We start from the raw sequence: 18,075 nt of genomic DNA, 5'->3' as shown, positions 1-18,075 counted from the left end.
ACACCCAAATAGCCTGCGCTGCCGTTACGATCCCTTTACTGGCCCCCGCGCGGTGCTGTGAGCGGGGGAAACGCCGACGCAACGGGCCTCGGCGTGATCGACCGTCGGGGAGTGGCCAGATGTCCGTAGTGAATTGGGATACACAGCAGGCGCGTAATCAGATCCCGAACTATGCGCACCCCGTGATTCGCCGTGGGCGACTACTGGATTCGCTGTCCGAGGCGATGTTCTCGCCGCCGGACTCGCCGACCACCGTCGCCATGCTCATCGCGCCGGTGGGCACGGGCAAGACCATGCTGCTCTCGGACTGGGCCGCCGCGGTCTCCGTGCAGCCCAACCCGCCGACGATCGCCTGGCTCACCGTCGAGGAACGGGACAACGACCTCGACACGGTCCGTTCCGCGGTCCGCGCGACCCTGGAGAGCACCGGCAATCCCGCGGTCTCGGACGCCGTTCGCGACCTGCCGCCCATCAACGATGAGAACTACCCGTTCGCGATGGCCCAGGCGCTCGAGGCCGTAGGCGAGCCGGTCTGGCTGATCCTCGACGACGCGCACCTGCTGCACGAACCGACGGTCCTCGAGGCGCTCGGGAATTTCCTTCGTTGGGCACCGCCGAGCCTGCGCACCATCCTCGCCGGGCGTTTCGAACCACCGCTCGCCGTGCACCGGATGCGCCTCGAGGGCCGGGTCTGCGACCTCTCCCATCGCGATCTCGCCTTCACCGAGGAGGAGGCGGCGATCCTGTTCGCGGAACACGGGGTACGCCTCGACGGCCTCGACCTGACCAAGATCCTCGGCCGCACCGAGGGGTGGGCGGCCGGTCTTCGACTCGCCGCGATCTCCCTTGCACGGCACCCCGACCCCACCGCGATGATCACCGACTTCAGCGGGGACAGCAGGGTGGTCGCCGACTATCTCGTCAACGAGGTGCTGGACGGTCTCACCGAGCACGAGCGAGAATTCGTCGTCGAGACATCCGTCCCCGATGCGTTCACCGTCGAACTCGCCGAGGCGCTCACCGGGAACCAGGGAAGCCGCGACGTCCTCGACACCCTCGAGCACTCCAACTTTCTGGTCGAGCGGGTGTGCGGCTCACCCGGCTGGTATCGGTATCACCCCCTGTTGCGCGAGTATCTGCGCGCCGAGGTCGGCCGACTGGGGCGCGATGCGGTCGGTGACCTCGAACGAGTCGCCGCCGGGTGGTTCGCTCGTAGCGGAGACCACGAGCATGCACTGGAACACGCACTACAGGCCGGCGACGACGACGCACTGCTGACGCTGCTGCAGGAGTGCGGACTGCGGCTGGTGCTCGCGGGCAACTGGGCCACCGTGATCAGTGTCCTCGACCGCGTGTCCCCGACCGTGCGGGCGGATCCGTCCACCCGGTTGCTCAGGGTCGCCGCGGAATTGGCCAGGGGCAACACCGCCGCCGCCTCGTCCACCCTCAGCGCGCTCGACCGCGCATCGGATCAGGGTGACGCGGAGATGCCCGCCGAGCTCGAGATGCTCGGGGACGGCCTCCGCCTGCAGGTCGCCGTTCAGACCGGTGGTATCGAAAACGCGTTGAAGACGCTGCAATCCGACCCGGTCGGCGAGGCCGGCGACCCCGAGCTCGACTCCTTCGCGCTGCTGCAGGAGGGCATCGCCGAGCTGTATCTCGGCCGGCTCGTGCCCGCGGGCCTGCACCTGGAGGACGCTCTGGCGACCGCGCGCGCCGCCGAACTGCCCGCCGTGGTCCTGGAGGCCCTCACCGGCCTGGCAGCGGTGGCGGCGTACCGGTGCCGCCTCGACGACATGATCGCCAGGGCATCGGAAGCCACCGACCACGGCCGCGTCCATGACCTCACCGACCACCGCCACTGCCAGCTCGCCCAGCTGTTCGGCGCGCTGGGCCACTACCTGAGGGTCGAGGACGAGGCCGCGGCGCAACTGGCGAGCCTGTGTGTCCCGCACCTCGCGGCCTGCGAGAGCCCGGCGATGGGGCGAGCCTCCGTGCTCCTGGGGGCCATCCTCGAGTTCGAGTCCACCGATGACCGGCACGCGGCGGCGAGGGTGATCCGCGACCATTGCGCGCCAGGGCGGAACCGACCGCTGCCGCCCGGCACCACCGCCCTCCTCGCGACATCGGCCCAACGCGCGTTCCTCCAGGTCGGGGAGCCCGTCTGGGCCGCGCAGGTCGCGGAGCTGACCACGGCCGAACTCGGGCACGGCGGCGAGGTGGCCGTGCTGCAGGCCACGATGTCGCTGCACCACCGACGGCTGGACGCGGCGCGCCGCGAGCTCGCCCCGGTCCTCAGCGGTGAACTCGAATGCCTGTCGGATGTCACCCTCATCCGCGCCTGGCTCATGGCGGCCACGATCGCGGATGCCAGGGATGACTCGATCACCGCGAGGTCTGCGCTGGTCGAGGCGATCACCATCGCTGAACCCGAGGCCATCCTGCGGCCGTTCCGCGACGGTGGCGAGCCGCTGAGGGATCTGCTGGACCGGCACCGCGGCCGTTTCGGGGTGTACGACAAGTTCGCCGAACGTGCGCGGTCGGTGATTCCGCAGTCCGCGCAGGGCGCGACGGACCTGCTCACCCCCCGCGAAATGGAACTACTCGTCGAGCTGCCCTCCTGGCACACCGCCGAACAGATCGCCGCGGACCTGTTCGTCTCCGTCAACACCGTCAAGACCCACCTGCGCGGCATCTACCGGAAACTCGACGTGCGGACCAGGCGCGACGCCATCACCGAGGCCAGGGCGCGCGGGCTGCTGTGACCGCGGCCGCGCATTTCACCACTCGCGGGTGAGGCGCGCGTCTCATCTCGGCGGACACTGGAGGTCGAAGGTCCACTGATCACGGATCAGCCCAGTCGACTCAGGAGGAGGCCCTCCGGTGGCACACCCCAAACCCGCCCGGGTCCGCTACGAGTTCCTCGTGCGCGGCGATCTTTCCGAGCGCGTTCTTGCCGCCTTTCCGGAGCTGAGCGTGGCGCCGACCCCGCACGCCTATACGACGCTGTACGGCCCGATCGACGGCGACGTCCAGCTGCGCGGGATGCTTGCACGTTTCGACACGATGGGCCTGACGGTCATCGAGATGCGACGCCTCCCGGACTGAGCCCGGGCACAACACGAACGCCCTCGACCGCCGGCAGATGCCGACGCTCGAGGGCGCGGAGGGCTGATCTTCGTGTGCTACATACCGCTGATGTTCGTCGAGCCGGTCACCGCGGAACCGATCAGCGGCTGCAGGGGGTCCTGGTGGTTCTCCTCTTCGCCACCCATCCCGGAGGTGTTGGCGGAACCGGTCACGCTCGAACCGAACAGCGGCTGCCCGTTCGGCATCGAACTGCTGCCGCCGCCGATCGGCGCGCCGTTCTCGTTGGCACCGGCGAGGTTCACCGAGAGCGCGTCCTTGAGCTTGGCCCCGAACACGTTGGCACCGGACAGGTTTGCCCCCGCCAGGTTCGCGCCTGCCAGGTTCGCGTCGACGAGGTTCGCGCTGACCAGGTAGGCGTTGGTCAGGTTGGCCCCGCCCAGGTCCGCGTTCGCGAGGAGCGTGTTCCCGAGGTTCGCGCTGCTGAGGTTCGCGCCGGTCAGCTTCGCGCCGGACAGGTTCGCGCCGAGCAGGTTCGCGCCGGACAGGTTCGCACCGGACAGGTTCACGCCCGTCAGGTTCGCACCGGCCAGGTTCGCGCCGATGCAATCGGTGGCGTGCTCGGGGTTCGGGCTCGAGACGACGGTGCACGTCCCGAGGACCGTGTCGGCGCTCGCAGTCGGCGCCACCGCCGCCAGACCCACCATCGCGATTCCGGTACTGAGGACCGCGACACCGAGCCCACGGACAGCATTGTTCAAAGCCGACATGAATTTCCTACTTCCAGAACGACCCCTGCACGGGTCAAAATCACAGCCCGACGCGGACACAGTAAACGAACGAGCCCCCCTCGTTCTCGTCTTTCGCGAAATAGCTACCGCCGGGTTCGACGGGCCCCACTCAACGCTTGCGGACCAGCCGGCGCTCGGCCTCCTCGATTGCCTGACCGGTCGATTCGCCGAGGATCGGCGTGGCCGCGAACATCTCGAGAGAGACGCCCTGACTGTCGAGGCGGTCGGCGTCCCAGTAGTCGAGCACCTCCGGCATGAGGCCGCTCAGATACAAGCGGCCCCCGAGTCGATCGAGCCTGCCCGCATAGTCGGCGACCACCTTGAAGAAGGTGGCACCCAACGTGGTTCGGCCCCGCAGCCGCAGGATGACCTCGGGTGAGCGGGCGTTGCCCGGGTCCGGCAGATGCACCTGCAGCGTCCTCGCGCCCGCGTAGAAGAGGCTGCCGTACACGTCGAGCACGACGACCTCCCCGCTCGCCAGCGTCTTCGGGGCATCAGCCTCCTCGAGCAGCCCGCCATCGGTCGGCCGCAACCGAACGACCTTGAGATCGACGGCCTCCTGGTTGAGCTGCAGCAGGATCGAGAGCGCGACGCCGATCCCGACCGCAGCGGTGACCGGGAGCAGCAGGGTCGCGATGAAGGTGGTCACCAGCGCGATGACCGAGCTGGGTCCGCTGCGCAGGATCGATGCGATCTGTTCGGGGCGGATGGAGCCAACGGCGGCGAAGATCAGCACCGCCGCCAGTGTCGGATCGGGACCTTGCCGACGAGCCCCGAGAACAGCACCAGGATCACGAGCATCCAGATCCCGGAGAAGACCGCGCCCCAGCGGCTGCGCGCGCCTGCGGTGGCGTTCAACGCCGTCTGGCCGACCGATCCGCCGACCGGCATCCCGCCGAACAGTGCGGAACCGATGTTGCCGATGCCCTGCGCAGAGAAATCCTGGTTCGGCAGGGCCCGGGAGCCGTCCCGGTTGGGCGAGGCCTCCGCGACGCCGGCACCCTGCACCAGCACGATCGCGGCCACGGCGAATCCGGCCCCGATCAGCGACGGCGACAGGAGTCCGAGGTCGGGGATCTGCGGTAGCGGGATCCCGGTCGGGATCGCGCCCACGTCCGCCACCCGGGCCACGCTGTCGAGGCCGAGGACGATCACGATCACGATCATGCAGGGCACCACCAGCGCGATCAGGGCGCAAACAACGCCAGCCTGGTGTGCGCGAGGACGATGAGCAGCACGAGGGCCAGCAGCCCGGTCAGCAATGACGGCAGATCGATGTGCGTCGGGTTCGTGACCAGGTCGAAGGCCTTGGCAAGGGCGACGGACCCCGACACGGTCGCCCCGGTCAGGTCGACGAGCTGCCCGAGCACGATGTTGACGGCGATCCCGGTGAGGAAGCCGGTCATCACCGAATGCGAGACGAAGCGGGTGTAGCGCCCCAGCCGGAGCACGGCGGCCGCGACCATCACGGCGCCCGCGATCAGGGTGAGCAGGATCAGGGCACCTGGTCGCTCCGCCTCCGGCACCTGTGCGAGGGCCGAACCGGCGGCGAGCGCCGAGGCGCTGGTCGTGGTGATCACCATCAGCTTGGTGCTGGTCTGCATCCCACCGAACAGCGGTCCGGCGAAACTCGCGTAGAGGCCGTGCACCGGGCTGACCCCGGCCAGCACCCCGGACGCCATCCCGTCCGGGACGCTGCTGATCGCACCGGGGATCGCCGCGACGAGGTCCGCCTTGAGGAACCTGCGCTCGGGGATCCTCGAACGCACCCAACCGCGGACCGCGGACACTGTCGACACCATCCCGCCAGCCTCACGGCCCCGCGATCGACGGGCATCACTCCCGACGGGTGAGATCCTGCGGGATTGCCGAGGCAGGTAGACTCTTCCTCATGCAGCGGGCGCTCCTTCTTCACCGCCGCGACGGGGTCTGATCCAGACTGGCCTCCCGTCGCGGGGTTCAGACGCGCCGGTCGACACCATCGGACCAACAGTCCCCTTCATCTCGGAGAATCGTCAATGTCATCCGCCGACGCTTTTACTTCCGGATCGCGCACCATCACGCCGCCGTCGAAGCCCGCACCTGCCGACCAGCCCGTCTGGAATCAGCAGAAGAACTCCTCCATGCCGACCTACCGGTACCGGCCGTTCGCCGAGGAGGTCGAGCCCATCTCCCTCCCGGACCGCACCTGGCCGGACAAGATCATCGACCGCGCCCCGCTGTGGTGTGCGGTCGATCTGCGTGACGGCAACCAGGCCCTCATCGACCCGATGAGCCCTGCCCGTAAGCGCCGCATGTTCGACCTGTTGGTGCGGATGGGCTACAAGGAGATCGAGGTCGGCTTCCCGTCGGCCAGCCAGACCGATTTCGACTTCGTCCGCGAGATCATCGAGGACGGGGCGATCCCCGACGACGTGACCATCCAGGTCCTCACCCAGTGCCGCGACGAGCTCATCGAGCGCACGTTCGCCGCCTGCGACGGCGCCCGCAGCGTCATCGTGCACTTCTACAACTCCACCTCGATCCTGCAGCGACGGGTGGTGTTCCGGGCCGAGCGCGAGGCGATCAAGAAGATCGCCACCGCGGGCGCCCGCAAGTGCCTGCAGGAAGCGGCGAAATACCCCGACACCAACTGGCGGTACGAGTACTCCCCCGAGTCGTACACCGGCACCGAGCTGGAGTACGCGAAGGAGGTGTGCGACGCCGTCACCGAGGTGATTGCGCCGACCCCCGAGAACCCGATCATCCTGAACCTGCCCGCCACCGTCGAGATGGCGACGCCGAACGTGTACGCCGACTCCATCGAGTGGATGAGCCGTAACCTGGCCCGCCGCGACTCCGTGATCCTGTCGCTGCACCCGCACAACGACCGCGGCACCGGCGTCGCGGCTGCGGAGCTCGGCTTCCAGGCCGGGGCGGATCGCATCGAGGGCTGCCTGTTCGGCAACGGCGAGCGCACCGGCAACGTCTGCCTGGTCACCCTCGGCCTGAACATGTTCACCCGCGGCGTGGACCCGCAGATCGACTTCTCCAGCATCGACGAGATCCGCCGCACCGTGGAGTACTGCAACCAGCTGCCCGTCGCGGAGCGGCACCCGTACGGCGGCGACCTGGTGTACACCGCCTTCTCCGGCAGCCACCAGGACGCCATCAACAAGGGCCTCGACCAGATGAAGATCTCGGCGGACGCGCAGGACGCCGACGTCGACGACATCATCTGGGCGGTCCCCTACCTGCCGATCGACCCCAAGGATGTGGGCCGCAGCTACGAGGCCGTGATCCGGGTGAACTCGCAGTCCGGCAAGGGCGGCGTCGCCTACATCATGAAGGCCGACCACGGCCTGGTGCTGCCGCGCCGCCTGCAGATGGAGTTCTCCTCCGCCGTCCAGAGGATCACCGACGGCGAGGGCGGCGAGGTCTCCCCCAAGGAGATGTGGGACGTCTTCAACGAGGAGTACCTGGCCCCGATCAGCCCGCTGGAGCGGATCCGCCAGAAGGTGACCGCGTCCGAGGAGGACGGCGGCACCGACGCCATCACCGCAGTGGTGAAGGCGAACGGCAAGGAACACGAGATCACCGGCTCTGGCAACGGCCCGCTGGCCGCGTTCGTCGATGCGATCGGGACCATCGGCTTCGACGTCCGGGTGCTGGACTACAGCGAGCACGCCATGTCCGCGGGCGACGACGCGCAGGCCGCGGCCTACGTGGAGTGCGCGGTCACCCGGCCCGACGGCGTCACCAAGACGGTGTGGGGCGTCGGCATCGCGACCTCCATCACCACCGCCTCGCTGCGCGGCGTGGTCTCCGCGGTCAACCGCGCCTACTAGGCGCCGACGCACTTGTGCGCGCGTCGTACCCCGATTGGGGTACGACGCGCGCACACCAGTACCAGCTTCGCGTGCCATGTCCACCCCCGCACACGACTTGTCAGGTTTGCATCCGGTGGGTTGCGGGTATTCGGATCACGGTGCAATTCGCGGCAGTGTTTCTGTTGACTCGCGAGCACTGTGACCGAAGTGAGGCGTACCTGTCATGATCATTCTTGGACTCATCCTGCTGCTTGTCGGCTTTCTTCTCAGCATCCCGATCCTGTGGACGATCGGAATCGTCCTTGTGGTGGTCGGTGCGGTGCTGTACCTACTCGGCTCGATGGGGCACGCCGTAGGTGGACGGGCCCATTACTACTGAGCTGCACCGTGATTTGCGCAGGTCCATGGACAGAAGCCGGTTGGTCGGTTTCGAGATCCGGGACCGGGGTACTCGAACGTCATGACGCATCAGGCGAGTTCGAGGGCGAGGACAGCGGGCGGCAACACCGCAGGCTCTGTCGGCTTCGGCGGCGCTGCCGGTCACCCTCGTGTCTGGCGGCCCCCCGGAGTGTACCGGCCGCAGGAGGACACGTGGATGCTTGCGTCGGCGCTCGCGGCGTCAGTCACCCCGGAGGCAGAGGTTCTCGATTTCTGTTGTGGTAGCGGAGCATTGGCGATGGTTGCAGCCAGAGCAGGGGCCGCAAAGGTCACCGCGGTCGATTGTTCGTCGCTGGCCACCGGGGTGGCATGGGCCAACGCGCGCGGGCGCGGACTGCCGATCAGAGTCAGGCGCGGGGGTCTCACGGTTGCCGTCTCAGAAGGACCCTTCGACGTCGTGGTGTCCAATCCCCCCTACGTACCGAGCCCCCCGATCCGGCTCGTGGGTCCTGCAGGACACTCGCATCGCTGGGACGGCGGCCCGGATGGGCGCGCGGTCCTCGGGCCACTGTGCTCGGCGTCGTTCGAGCTGCTGAGCCCCGGCGGCGCACTGCTCCTCGTACAGTCGGCGGTATCGGGGGTGGAGCTGACGCTGCGTGAATTGACATCGACGGGGCTTCGGGCCGCGGTGGTGCGGCGCGAGCGCATTTCGTTCGGACCGGTGATGCGCAGGCGTTCGAGATACCTGGAGTCCGCGGGATACTGCGGGCGCGGCCAGCACGAGGAGGAGTTGGTGGTCATCCGTGCGGACAGGCCCACCGGTGTCCGGGGGTGAGCAGGGCCTCGACAACGGGGAGCAGCCGCCGGAATGGGACGGCCCCGAATCCGAGTGCCTCCGCCTGGTGCGCGGAGGCCCTGCGCTCGTGCGTGGGCCGGTGCGAATCACCCTGGGCGACGGTCGGGTTGTGATCTCGGATCGGTTCGTCGTGGCGGTGTGCCGCTGCCGACTCAGTGCGCTGTACCCGTTGTGCGATGCCAGCCACCGGAGCCGCGCTGTCCGGCGTCGCGATTCCGGCTAGGGATCCGCCGAAGTACCCCGTGAGACTGCAGGTGCGGTGCGGTTCACTGGGAAATCATGGACGGCCGGTAGGGAACTGGCACCGGCGCGCCAGTGGCGTGTCAGATGGTCGGACAGTCGATTCTCCACGAGTTCGGTGGCCTGGATCCCGAAGACGACGTCGCCGGCGAGATTCGGTTCCTGACCGAGGAGGGCGCCGACCACATCGTGGCGAAGTACCTGCTCGTGAACGGCGTCTGCTTCGATGTGTTCGGCATAGAAATGCACGCACTCGCTGGGCGCATTCATGCGCTTCAGGGCACTGACCATCCGGCGCGCGGCAGGCGGAGTGGTGATCTCCGCTGCCGCGAAGTGGCCGACCAGCGCGCCGCGCAGGTTCCGGTGCAATCCGAAGAGCGACATCAGATTCACGGTCGCCAGCGTCTCCGGTGGGACGTCGTCGAGGTAGCCGAGATACTGGTGGTCGAGTCCGGCGGCCCGGAGTAGATCCTCGAACAGCCTGGCGTGCATCCGTTCCGGTCGGCCCCCGCCGTATTCGTCGTATTCGACAGCGACGAATGCGCATTTCACGCTCCCCTCAAGCCTCGGAATCGCCCAGGCGTGCGGATCGGCCTCCTTGAGGTGATAGATAGATCGGTGAGCCAGGAACTCGCACATCTGGTCCCAGGTGCCGTGCTCGAGAAGGTACTTCGACGCGCCCGCACCGCCGTCCGGCTCATGTGCCGCGGAGGCCAGCGCGCCTTCGGCGTCGGCGCCCCCAGAGACCTCAGCGCGTAGTCGATCGAGGAAGCGGCGTTCCATCGCCCCGCGCGCACGGATGAGGTCCGGATCCCACTCCCACTCGGGATCAACGGCCTCGAACCCGCGGTAGTGCAACTCGTAACAGATCTGGAGGGCGAGTTGGAGGTCGCCTCCGAACGCGTCGGATTGGCCCAGGTGCGGAAATGTGTTGAGGGAACCGCGGCGACCCTGCGACAGGGCGGTCACGAGTGCGTATGAGATCGGACCTCGTGGCAACGGTAGGGCTGCAGTCATGGTGACTGGATACCGCGGCGGCATCCGCTCGAAACCTCCAGCCTGTCGATGCCTGTGCCCGCTTCACATGCTGCGCCGCACCAGGCCGATCTCAGTCGGGAGTGACGATCGCGAAATCCGGGTCGGGCGCATCGAGATAGCCGGCGAGCTCGACCAGCTTCGCGACGTCTCCCTCCGCGACGACGGTGCCGTCGGCGATCGCCTTCGTGATGTCCGCGCCGCCGACCAGCACCCCAAGGAGCACCGGACGGGCGAGTGTGAGAGTGGCATCGGCGCCGGCGGGTTCGCCGTCGAGGTCGAAGTGGACCAGCAGCCCGTTGCTGAGTTGCGTCCGGTGCACCAGGTCCTCGTCGGTGACCCGCCAGTCGATCACGATGCGCGCCGACCAGGCCCGCGGTCCGTCGATCCGCAGGGACACCGCGTCGAAGACCTGCTCGACCGACAGCGCTGCCGCGATGTCCGGGGCGTCGGCCTTGGTCGGTGTTCCCACCGACCCGTTCCGCAGCTCGTAGGCCCCGGTGAGATAGAAGTTCCGCCAGGTTCCGTTCTCGGCGCCGTAACCGAGCTGTTCGAAGGTGTCGGCCTGCAGCGCCTTCGCCTCCGCGTTGTCGGGTTCGGCGAAGATCACGTAGTTGACCACCTGCGCGACCCAACGGAAGTCACCGGCCGCGAACGACTCCCTGGCCTTGCGCAGCACCTCGGCCGAGCCGCCCATGAACTCCACGTGCCTCGTGGCCGACTCCACGGGCGGATGTTCCCAGAGGTGCGCCGGGTTCCCGTCGAACCAGCCCATGTAGCGCTGGTAGATCGCCTTGACGTTGTGGCTGACCGAGCCGTAATAGCCGCGAGTGTGCCAGGCGTCTGCCAGCGCGGGCGGCAGCTCGATCTCCTCCGCGATCTCGATTCCGGTGTGGCCCTGATTGATCCGACGAAGAGTCTGATCGTGCAAGTAGCCGTAGAGGTCCCGCTGCAGCGACAGGAACTCGGTGAGACGCTCGGACCCCCACGTCGGCCAGTGATGTGAGGCGAACAGCACATCGGACTTCGAGGCGTACCGGTTGATCGACTCGGTGAGGTACTTGGACCACACGTGCGGATCCCGCACCAGCGCGCCGCGCAGGGTCAGCAGATTGTGCAGGGTGTGGGTCGCGTTCTCCGCCATGCACAGCGCCCGCAGATCCGGGAAGTAAAAGTTCATCTCGGACGGCGCCTCGGTGCCCGGCGTCATCTGGAACTCGATACGGACCCCGTCGACGGTCTCCACCTGCCCGGTCGCGGAGACGTACAGCGTCGGCATGATCAGGGTCGGCGTGCCGGTGGACGTCGTCTGGCCCAGCCCGGCGCCGACCCCGCCACGGGGTCCCCTTGGCAGCGCAGCGCCGTACATGTAAGCGGCCCGCCGGGCCATCGCAGTGCCCGCGTAGACGTTCTCCTCGACGGCGTGTTCCACGAAGCCGACCGGCGCGAGGATCGGGCATCGCCCCGCGGCCACGTCCTCCTCCGTCGTGACGCCCTTGACGCCACCGAAGTGGTCGATGTGCGAGTGCGTGTAGATGACGCCGGTGACGGGCCGATCGCCGCGGTGCTCGTGGTAGAGCGCGAGTCCGGCGGCCGCGGTCTCCCGCGAGATCAGCGGGTCGATCACCACCACGCCGGTCTCGCCCTCGATCAGCGTCATGTTCGACAGGTCGAGACCGCGGACCTGGTACACCCGCTCACGCACCTCGAACAGGCCCTGCTTCGCGACCAGCCCCGACTGGCGCCACAGGCTCGGGTTCACGGTCGGCGGGCAGGTCCCCCCGAGGAACGCGTAGGAATCGTTGTCCCACACCACCGTTCCGTCGGCACCGGTCACCACCCCCGGGTTCAATGCCGCGATGAACCCGCGCTCGGCGTCGGCCAGATCGGTGTCGTCGGCAAACGGGAGGGTGTGAGCGGCCCGCTCGTTGGCCGCCGCGATCGTCGCGGTCGCGTCCTCGGAAGTCGTCATGGAACCGGTGATCCTCTCGTCGATGCCGGCAGAGACCTTGAGCCGTGAGTACTTGTGGCCCGCCTGGGGACCACAAGTACTCACGGGCGGCGAAGCCGCCTAACCGAGCAGCTGGGCCTTCGCGGCGGCAAACTCCTCGTCGGAGAGTGCCCCCGACTCGTGCAGCTGAGCGAGCTGCTGCAGCTTGGTGATGAGGTCGTCACCCGCGGGCGCGGCCTGCGGCGCCTGAACCTGCGGTGCGTACGCGGCCTGAGCCTGGGCCTGCTGCGCGTAGGCGGCCTGCTGCTGCGCCGCCTGCTGGTCTGCATAGGCCTGCTGCTCAGCGGCCTTCTGCTGGGACCGACGGTTCATCGCGTTGGACGTCGCCTGGGCCGTGCCCGCGATGACGGCGGTGCGCGCAACGGTGCCGAGCAATCCTGGACGGCCCCTGCGGCCGGCTCTGAAAACCATGTGACTCTCCTGTGCTGGTGCGGAATTCCTACAGTGCGGCCACGACGGCCGCAACGACGGCATCGCGGGGAATCTGAACGTGCAGGGCGACCTCGCCACCCGCGCCGCGGACGGACGCAGCGATCTGGCGCGCCCACGTCTCCTCATAGACGATCACCGCGGCCGAGGTGCCCGGCTCCAGCGAGTCGCGAACCACGTCGAGGTCCTCGTCGCTGATCAGCGCCTTCGCCTCGATCGACAGGATGGCGAGGCCGACCTCGTCGAGATCCTCGTCAACGTCCACCTGGGTGATGGTCCCGTCGGTGTCCTTCGCGATGTAGACGAGGTCGAGCAGCGTGACGTAGCCCCGTTCGACCACATCCTGGAGCGCAGCGATGGTTCCGGGATCAACTTGCGCCCCGGGAAAGGTCAGCACGACCAGCTCCACCGGGCCGATGTTCAGTGAGTCGCTCATGCCGCCCAGACTGCCCCCTCCCCCCACACGTCGCCTCACCCCGCACGGATGAATCGCAACTCACCTGCAAAGGATGAAGCCCGCGGCACCCCGGCTCTGGGATCCTCAGACGAACAGTCAGATCCTTAGGTGAATGGAGCTTTTGATGAACGACGTGAACTCGTTTTGGGATTTCCTGTGGCTGATCATCATCACCTTCGCCTTCGTGGCGTACCTGATGCTGCTCTTCTCGATCATCGGAGACCTCTTCCGTGACCACAAGCTGTCCGGTTGGTGGAAGGCGGTGTGGGTCTTCTTCCTGATCTTCGTGCCGTTCCTCACGGCTCTGATCTACCTCATCGCCCGCGGTGACAGCATGACCAAGCGGTCCATCGCTCAGGCGCAGCAGTACAAGGAACAGCAGGACGCGTACATCAAGACCGTCGCGGGCGGAAAGTCCCCGGCGGACCAGATCGCGGACGCGAAGGCACTGCTGGACAGCGGCGCCATCACGGAGGCCGAGTTCACGGCACTCAAGAGCAAGGCGCTCTCCTAGCCTTCTCCCGCTTCACCGACGAAACTCCGGGCACCCCTGCGGTGGCCGGAGTTTCGTCGTCTGTGCCTCACCCGTTCACGTGTGCCGCTTCCTCCCGGAAGGCGGCGAGCACCGCCCCGACCGCGGGCCGGTCCGTCGCCGCGGGCCTGGTCGCCAACTCGTAGATTCGGGCCGCCCGGACACCGGCGAGACGCTTGCCCACCAGCCCCGGGTGCGCGAGCGCATATCGCGGCATCAGCGCCACCCCGTGGCCGGCCGCGACCAGCTCCTCTATCACCCGGAAGTCGTTGATGCGCTGGACCACCCGCGGCTGGACCCCGGTGGCGGCGGCCACCGACTGCAACACATCGTCGACGGGGAACCCGCCGCGCACGCTGATCCAACTCTCGTCCGCCAGCTCGTCGAGCCCGACTTCGGACCTGTCGGCCAGCGGATGCCCCGGGCCGAGGAGCAGGTCGATGGGCTCGCGCATCAGCGCCTCCGTCCGCACCCGCGGCGAGATCAGCGAGGGAGCACGCTCGTCGCGGTGGGTGAGAACCACGTCGAAATCGGCCAACAACTGCGGCACCGCCGATGCCGGCTCGTCCACGTCCTGAGCCTCGATCTCCACCCCGAGCTCGGAGATCCGGGCGAGCACGCCCGGCAGCAGCAGCGCTGCCCCAGAGGGGAACAGCGCGACCCGGACCCGCCCGCGCGGTGACCCCCGATAGGAGGCCATCTCCGCACTTGCCCGGTCCAGGGCGGCCAGCACATCCTCCGCGCGCAGGACCAGCGCGTGCCCGGCATCGGTGAGCCGCAGGCGACGGCCGTCCGGTTCCAGGATCGCGACCCCCGCCTCGCGGGCGAGGATCTTGAGTTGCTGGGACACCGCCGACGGGGTCATCGAGAGAGCGGCCGCGGCCGCGGACACCGTGCCCCGGTCGGCCAGCTCACGCAGCACACGGAGGCGTTCGGCGTCCATGCAGGAAAGCTACTCTGTCCGGCAACAACTTCGCCCGCCGCGCACGCGTTGGGGACGCGGACCGGGCCACACCATCAGGGAGCAGCAATGGGCTATGCATCGTTCACGAACTGGCGACTGCTCGAGGGTGACCCTGACGTCATCTGGCATGCCTTCACCCATCCGACGGAATCGGGGCTGTACGAGGAGCACAAGACGGAGACGGTGCTCGGGCCGGACTTCGCGATGGCCGCGGGGCACGGCTGGGACGCCAAGCACGGCGAGGAATGCGACTTCGACGTCGTCCGCTGGACCATCACCCGGCACGAGCCGAACAGGGTGTTCGAGTTCTCCGGTAAGCAACGGGGCATTCGGCAGGATGTGGTGCTCACCATGGAGCCGGCGGACGGCGGCCACATCGTCACCGAGACCATTCGCTTCCGCCCGGCGTTCGCGGGAAAGCCGGGCGCGCAGGTGCTGTCCTGGCTGCTCCTGGCCACCGGCCTGCTGGCCAAGGTGGGCGACGACCACGGCGAGTCGCTCGATCTACTCGAGGAGCACGTTGCGGCCGGATAACTCCGATCGGAGGGCCGGTCATCCCGCCTGTTGGCACGAATCCGCAATGGCGGGCGAACGGCACGGTAACAACGAGTAACCTTCAACAGATTCACATGGCGAGGGCCTGCCTCGGTGGGCCCTCGCTGTGTTGCGTCATCGACCAACCCAGCGGGGGCAGGCATCGGTCGGCCTCTCCTGCCACGATTCAAAGGAGTTCGGCCCCGTGTGTTCGATCCTCGGCATTTTCGGTCTGCAGTCCGGCGACGATCTGGCCGCGCTGCGCGTTCAGGCCGTGGAACTGTCGCGCAGGCAACGGCACCGCGGGCCCGACTGGAGCGGTGTGTTCGTCGGTGACGGCGCGATCCTGGTGCACGAGCGCCTGGCGATCGTGGACCCGGCCAGCGGGTCGCAGCCGCTGCGCTCGCGGGACGGTCACCTCGCGTTGGCGGTCAACGGGGAGATCTACAACCACCGTGAGCTGCGCGAGGCCAGCGACTACGACTTCACCACCGGCTCCGACTGCGAGGTGATCAGCGCCCTCTACCGCGAGGGGGACACCGATTTCGTGAACCGGCTCAACGGCATCTTCGCGTTCGCGTTGTTCGACGCCGAGCAGCAGCGGTTCCTGATCGCCCGCGACCCGATCGGGGTGATCCCGCTGTACTGGGGCCACGACAGTGCCGGCCGCATCCTGGTCGCGTCGGAGATGAAGGCACTGGTCGGGGTGTGCGAGGACGTGGCCGCGTTCCCGCCGGGCCACCTCTACGACAGCGCGACCGGCGAGCTGCGCCGCTACTACGACAAGCCGTGGCGTGAACACTCCGCCACCGTCGGCACCCAGGTGGCGCCGCAGGAGCTGCGGGCCGCGTTCGAGCAGGCGGTGCACCGGCAGATGATGACCGACGTCCCCTACGGCGTGCTGCTCTCCGGTGGTCTCGACTCGTCACTGGTGGCCGCGTGCGCGGCCCGGTTCGCCCGCGACCGCGTCGAGGACGACGACCGCAGCGAGGCGTGGTGGCCGCACCTGCATTCGTTCGCGATCGGGTTGGAGGGCTCGCCGGACCTGGCGGCCGCCCAGCTCGCCGCTGATTCCCTCGGCACCGAGCACCACGGCTTCGTCTACACCTTTGCCGAGGGCCTCGACGCGTTGCCGGAGGTGATCCGGCACATCGAGACCTACGACGTCACCACCATCCGGGCCTCGACCCCGATGTTCCTGCTGGCGCGTCGGATCAAGGCGATGGGCGTGAAGATGGTCCTGTCCGGGGAGGGCGCCGACGAGATGTTCGGCGGTTACCTGTACTTCCACAAGGCGCCGTCCGCGCAGGCCTTCCACGAGGAGACCGTCGCCAAGCTCGACGCCCTGCACAGCTACGACTGCCTGCGCGCGAACAAGTCGATGATGGCCTGGGGTGTGGAGGCGCGGGTGCCGTTCCTGGACCTGGAGTTCCTCGACACCGCGATGAGCATGGACGCCACCCACAAGATGGCAGGCGGCGGCCGGATCGAGAAGGCCGTGATCCGCGAGGCATTCGAGGGTGCGCTGCCCGAGCAGATCCTGTGGCGGCAGAAGGAGCAGTTCAGCGACGGCGTCGGCTACGGCTGGATCGACGGCCTCAAGGACCACGCCGAGGCCGCGGTCACCGACGCCGAACTCGCGTCCGCCGCGCAGCTGTTCCCGCACAACACGCCGGAAACCAAGGAGGCCTACCTCTACCGGCGGATCTTCGCCCAGCACTTCCCCGGCGAGGCCTGCGCGGCCACAGTGCCGGGCGGCAAGTCCATCGCCTGCTCCACCCCCGCCGCACTCGAGTGGGACCCGGAATTCGCCGCGATGGCCGACCCCTCCGGCCGCGCCGTCCAGGGCGTGCACGAACAGGCACTCGCGCGGTAACGAACAGCCGCACCATCGATGGACGGTTGATGTAGAAGATCTACATCAACCGTCCATTTTTATTCGATTGTTCTGATGCTTTCGCTCGCTCACGATTAACGCCATGACCAACCGTGACCGAGCCCTCGGACTGACCGTCGCGCTGCTGTGGGGACTGAACTTCCTCGCGATCCGCGCCGGGCTCGACCACTTCCCGCCGTTCTTCTTCGCGGCCCTGCGGTTCCTGGTCATCGCGATCCCGGTGGTGCTGTTCGTGCCGCGGCCGAATGTGCCGGTGCGCTGGCTGCTGCTGTACGGGTTCGGATTCGGCGTGGCGCAGTTCGGGTTCCTGTTCTGGGCGATGAAGACCGGCATGCCGACCGGACTGGCCTCCCTCGTGCTGCAGGCCTCGGCGCCCTTCACCGTGCTGCTCGGCGCCCTGCTCTTGCGCGAGCACGTGAGCCGCCGCCAACTCCTCGGGATCGCGGTCGCGGTGTGCGGGATGTCGATGATCGGCTGGGATCGCGCCCAGCACGCGGCGCTACTGCCGGTGCTGCTCACCCTGCTCGCCGCTCTCGGCTGGGCCTTCGGCAACCTCGGCAACCGGCTCGCCCGCGCGGACAACCCGCTGCGGCTGACGCTGTGGATGACCGTGGTGGCGCCGCTTCCCATGCTGGCGCTCTCCGCCGCGGTCGAGGGCCCCACGACCGGCTGGTCCGCCCTCGGCGACTCCTTCAGCGCCGACGGCTGGCCCGCGCTCGCCGGACTCGCGTACATCGTCCTGCTCGGCACCATCGCCGGCTCGGGGCTGTGGTCCGCGTTGATGAGCCGCTACCCGGCGGGCGTCGTCGCGCCGTTCTCGCTGCTGGTCCCGGTCGTCGGGATCGGTGCCGCCTGGCTGGTGCTGGGCGAGCGACCCAGCGCCCTGTCGCTGGTCGGCGCGGTGGTGGTGGTCGGCGGGTGCCTCGGCGGCATGGCGCGGGCGGGCGCACCGTCCGCCACGCGTGAGCCCGCGTCGACGATGCAGGCGACGCCCGGTCCAGTGACGATGCCCACCCCGCAACCGGCACGAATCTGACCATGGCCGCGGGTGTGGA

Annotated in this window: 19 protein-coding genes and 1 pseudogene; 11 read left to right on the top strand and 9 right to left on the bottom strand. The window is 68.3% G+C overall.

Annotated features, from left to right (window positions below; translation table 11 throughout):
- The first annotated feature begins 119 nt into the window (after positions 1-119).
- Both ABIC28_RS09560 and ABIC28_RS09555 read left to right on the top strand, forming a co-directional pair.
- Positions 120-2,765, top strand: coding sequence for a winged helix-turn-helix domain-containing protein (locus ABIC28_RS09560; protein ID WP_143548492.1), 2,646 nt, complete (start codon positions 120-122; stop codon positions 2,763-2,765).
- Between the two features lie 118 nt (positions 2,766-2,883).
- Complete coding sequence (locus ABIC28_RS09555; protein WP_097213039.1) at positions 2,884-3,108, top strand: DUF8691 family protein; 225 nt, start codon at positions 2,884-2,886, stop codon at positions 3,106-3,108.
- A 77-nt stretch (positions 3,109-3,185) separates the two neighbouring features.
- Here the strand turns inward: ABIC28_RS09555 and ABIC28_RS09550 are convergent, their stop codons facing one another.
- The 4 genes from ABIC28_RS09550 to ABIC28_RS09535 form a co-directional block, all read right to left on the bottom strand.
- A complete protein-coding gene (locus tag ABIC28_RS09550) occupies positions 3,186-3,857 on the bottom strand; it encodes a pentapeptide repeat-containing protein (RefSeq protein ID WP_179800632.1) in 672 nt (223 codons plus the stop codon).
- Between the two features lie 130 nt (positions 3,858-3,987).
- Positions 3,988-4,614, bottom strand: a complete 627-nt coding sequence (locus tag ABIC28_RS09545; RefSeq protein WP_245221066.1) for a SulP family inorganic anion transporter — start codon at positions 4,612-4,614, stop codon at positions 3,988-3,990.
- On the bottom strand, positions 4,608-5,045 hold the full coding sequence (locus ABIC28_RS09540) for a SulP family inorganic anion transporter (protein ID WP_354578585.1): 438 nt from the start codon (positions 5,043-5,045) through the stop codon (positions 4,608-4,610). Before ABIC28_RS09540 ends, ABIC28_RS09545 begins: the two co-directional genes overlap by 7 nt.
- Positions 5,046-5,065: 20 nt before the next feature.
- Positions 5,066-5,680, bottom strand: coding sequence for a SulP family inorganic anion transporter (locus tag ABIC28_RS09535; RefSeq protein ID WP_257017598.1), 615 nt, complete (start codon positions 5,678-5,680; stop codon positions 5,066-5,068).
- Between the two features lie 216 nt (positions 5,681-5,896).
- On the opposite strand from ABIC28_RS09535, the gene leuA reads away from it, so the two are divergent.
- The 5 genes and pseudogenes from leuA to ABIC28_RS09510 all read left to right on the top strand — a co-directional run bounded on the left by leuA (position 5,897) and on the right by ABIC28_RS09510 (position 9,144).
- Complete coding sequence (leuA, locus tag ABIC28_RS09530) at positions 5,897-7,705, top strand: 2-isopropylmalate synthase (protein WP_097213040.1); 1,809 nt, start codon at positions 5,897-5,899, stop codon at positions 7,703-7,705.
- Between the two features lie 205 nt (positions 7,706-7,910).
- Positions 7,911-8,066 carry a DUF6131 family protein gene (locus ABIC28_RS09525; protein ID WP_097213041.1) on the top strand — a complete coding sequence of 52 codons (156 nt, stop codon included), beginning with the start codon at positions 7,911-7,913 and terminating at the stop codon, positions 8,064-8,066.
- A gap of 81 nt (positions 8,067-8,147) precedes the next feature.
- Positions 8,148-8,534, top strand: a pseudogene (locus ABIC28_RS09520) (50S ribosomal protein L11 methyltransferase); the annotation flags it as partial.
- A 33-nt stretch (positions 8,535-8,567) separates the two neighbouring features.
- Positions 8,568-8,900 carry a class I SAM-dependent methyltransferase gene (locus ABIC28_RS09515; protein ID WP_306455749.1) on the top strand — a complete coding sequence of 111 codons (333 nt, stop codon included), beginning with the start codon at positions 8,568-8,570 and terminating at the stop codon, positions 8,898-8,900.
- The gene (locus ABIC28_RS09510; protein WP_502945002.1) at positions 8,869-9,144 is read left to right on the top strand and encodes a CDGSH iron-sulfur domain-containing protein; all 276 of its coding nucleotides are present in this window, start codon (positions 8,869-8,871) and stop codon (positions 9,142-9,144) included. The genes ABIC28_RS09515 and ABIC28_RS09510 overlap by 32 nt, the downstream gene beginning before the upstream one ends.
- Here the strand turns inward: ABIC28_RS09510 and ABIC28_RS09505 are convergent.
- From ABIC28_RS09505 to ABIC28_RS09490, 4 genes are all read right to left on the bottom strand, one after another.
- The gene (locus ABIC28_RS09505; RefSeq protein ID WP_257017601.1) at positions 9,141-10,130 is read right to left on the bottom strand and encodes an iron-containing redox enzyme family protein; all 990 of its coding nucleotides are present in this window, start codon (positions 10,128-10,130) and stop codon (positions 9,141-9,143) included. The two genes, ABIC28_RS09510 and ABIC28_RS09505, sit on opposite strands and share 4 nt — an antisense overlap.
- A 139-nt stretch (positions 10,131-10,269) precedes the next feature.
- Positions 10,270-12,168, bottom strand: a complete 1,899-nt coding sequence (locus ABIC28_RS09500) for an alkyl/aryl-sulfatase (RefSeq protein ID WP_354578581.1) — start codon at positions 12,166-12,168, stop codon at positions 10,270-10,272.
- A 99-nt stretch (positions 12,169-12,267) separates the two neighbouring features.
- On the bottom strand, positions 12,268-12,618 hold the full coding sequence (locus ABIC28_RS09495) for an SHOCT domain-containing protein (RefSeq protein ID WP_097213046.1): 351 nt from the start codon (positions 12,616-12,618) through the stop codon (positions 12,268-12,270).
- A gap of 28 nt (positions 12,619-12,646) precedes the next feature.
- Positions 12,647-13,072 carry a DUF6325 family protein gene (locus tag ABIC28_RS09490; protein ID WP_097213047.1) on the bottom strand — a complete coding sequence of 142 codons (426 nt, stop codon included), beginning with the start codon at positions 13,070-13,072 and terminating at the stop codon, positions 12,647-12,649.
- Between the two features lie 154 nt (positions 13,073-13,226).
- On the opposite strand from ABIC28_RS09490, the gene ABIC28_RS09485 reads away from it, so the two are divergent.
- Positions 13,227-13,607 (top strand): SHOCT domain-containing protein, encoded by a 381-nt coding sequence (locus tag ABIC28_RS09485; protein WP_179800639.1) that lies wholly within the window; start codon positions 13,227-13,229, stop codon positions 13,605-13,607.
- Between the two features lie 67 nt (positions 13,608-13,674).
- Here the strand turns inward: ABIC28_RS09485 and ABIC28_RS09480 are convergent, their stop codons facing one another.
- Complete coding sequence (locus tag ABIC28_RS09480; protein ID WP_097213049.1) at positions 13,675-14,568, bottom strand: LysR family transcriptional regulator; 894 nt, start codon at positions 14,566-14,568, stop codon at positions 13,675-13,677.
- Positions 14,569-14,655: 87 nt separating this feature from the next.
- Here ABIC28_RS09480 and ABIC28_RS09475 point away from each other — a divergent pair, with 87 nt between their 5' ends.
- The 3 genes from ABIC28_RS09475 (at position 14,656) to ABIC28_RS09465 (ending at position 18,056) form a co-directional block, all read left to right on the top strand.
- The gene (locus ABIC28_RS09475; RefSeq protein ID WP_097213050.1) at positions 14,656-15,123 is read left to right on the top strand and encodes an SRPBCC family protein; all 468 of its coding nucleotides are present in this window, start codon (positions 14,656-14,658) and stop codon (positions 15,121-15,123) included.
- Positions 15,124-15,328: 205 nt separating this feature from the next.
- On the top strand, positions 15,329-16,999 hold the full coding sequence (gene asnB, locus ABIC28_RS09470; protein WP_209927839.1) for an asparagine synthase B: 1,671 nt from the start codon (positions 15,329-15,331) through the stop codon (positions 16,997-16,999).
- 103 nt (positions 17,000-17,102) lie between these two features.
- Positions 17,103-18,056, top strand: coding sequence for an EamA family transporter (locus tag ABIC28_RS09465; protein WP_097213052.1), 954 nt, complete (start codon positions 17,103-17,105; stop codon positions 18,054-18,056).
- The last annotated feature ends 19 nt before the right edge of the window (positions 18,057-18,075 follow it).

The sequence above is a fragment of the Rhodococcus sp. PvR044 genome, from assembly GCF_040548995.1.
GTDB lineage: Bacteria > Actinomycetota > Actinomycetes > Mycobacteriales > Mycobacteriaceae > Rhodococcus_G > Rhodococcus_G oryzae.
The sequence above is the reverse complement of the archived record's forward strand: the minus strand, read 5'-3'. Positions and strand labels throughout refer to the sequence as shown.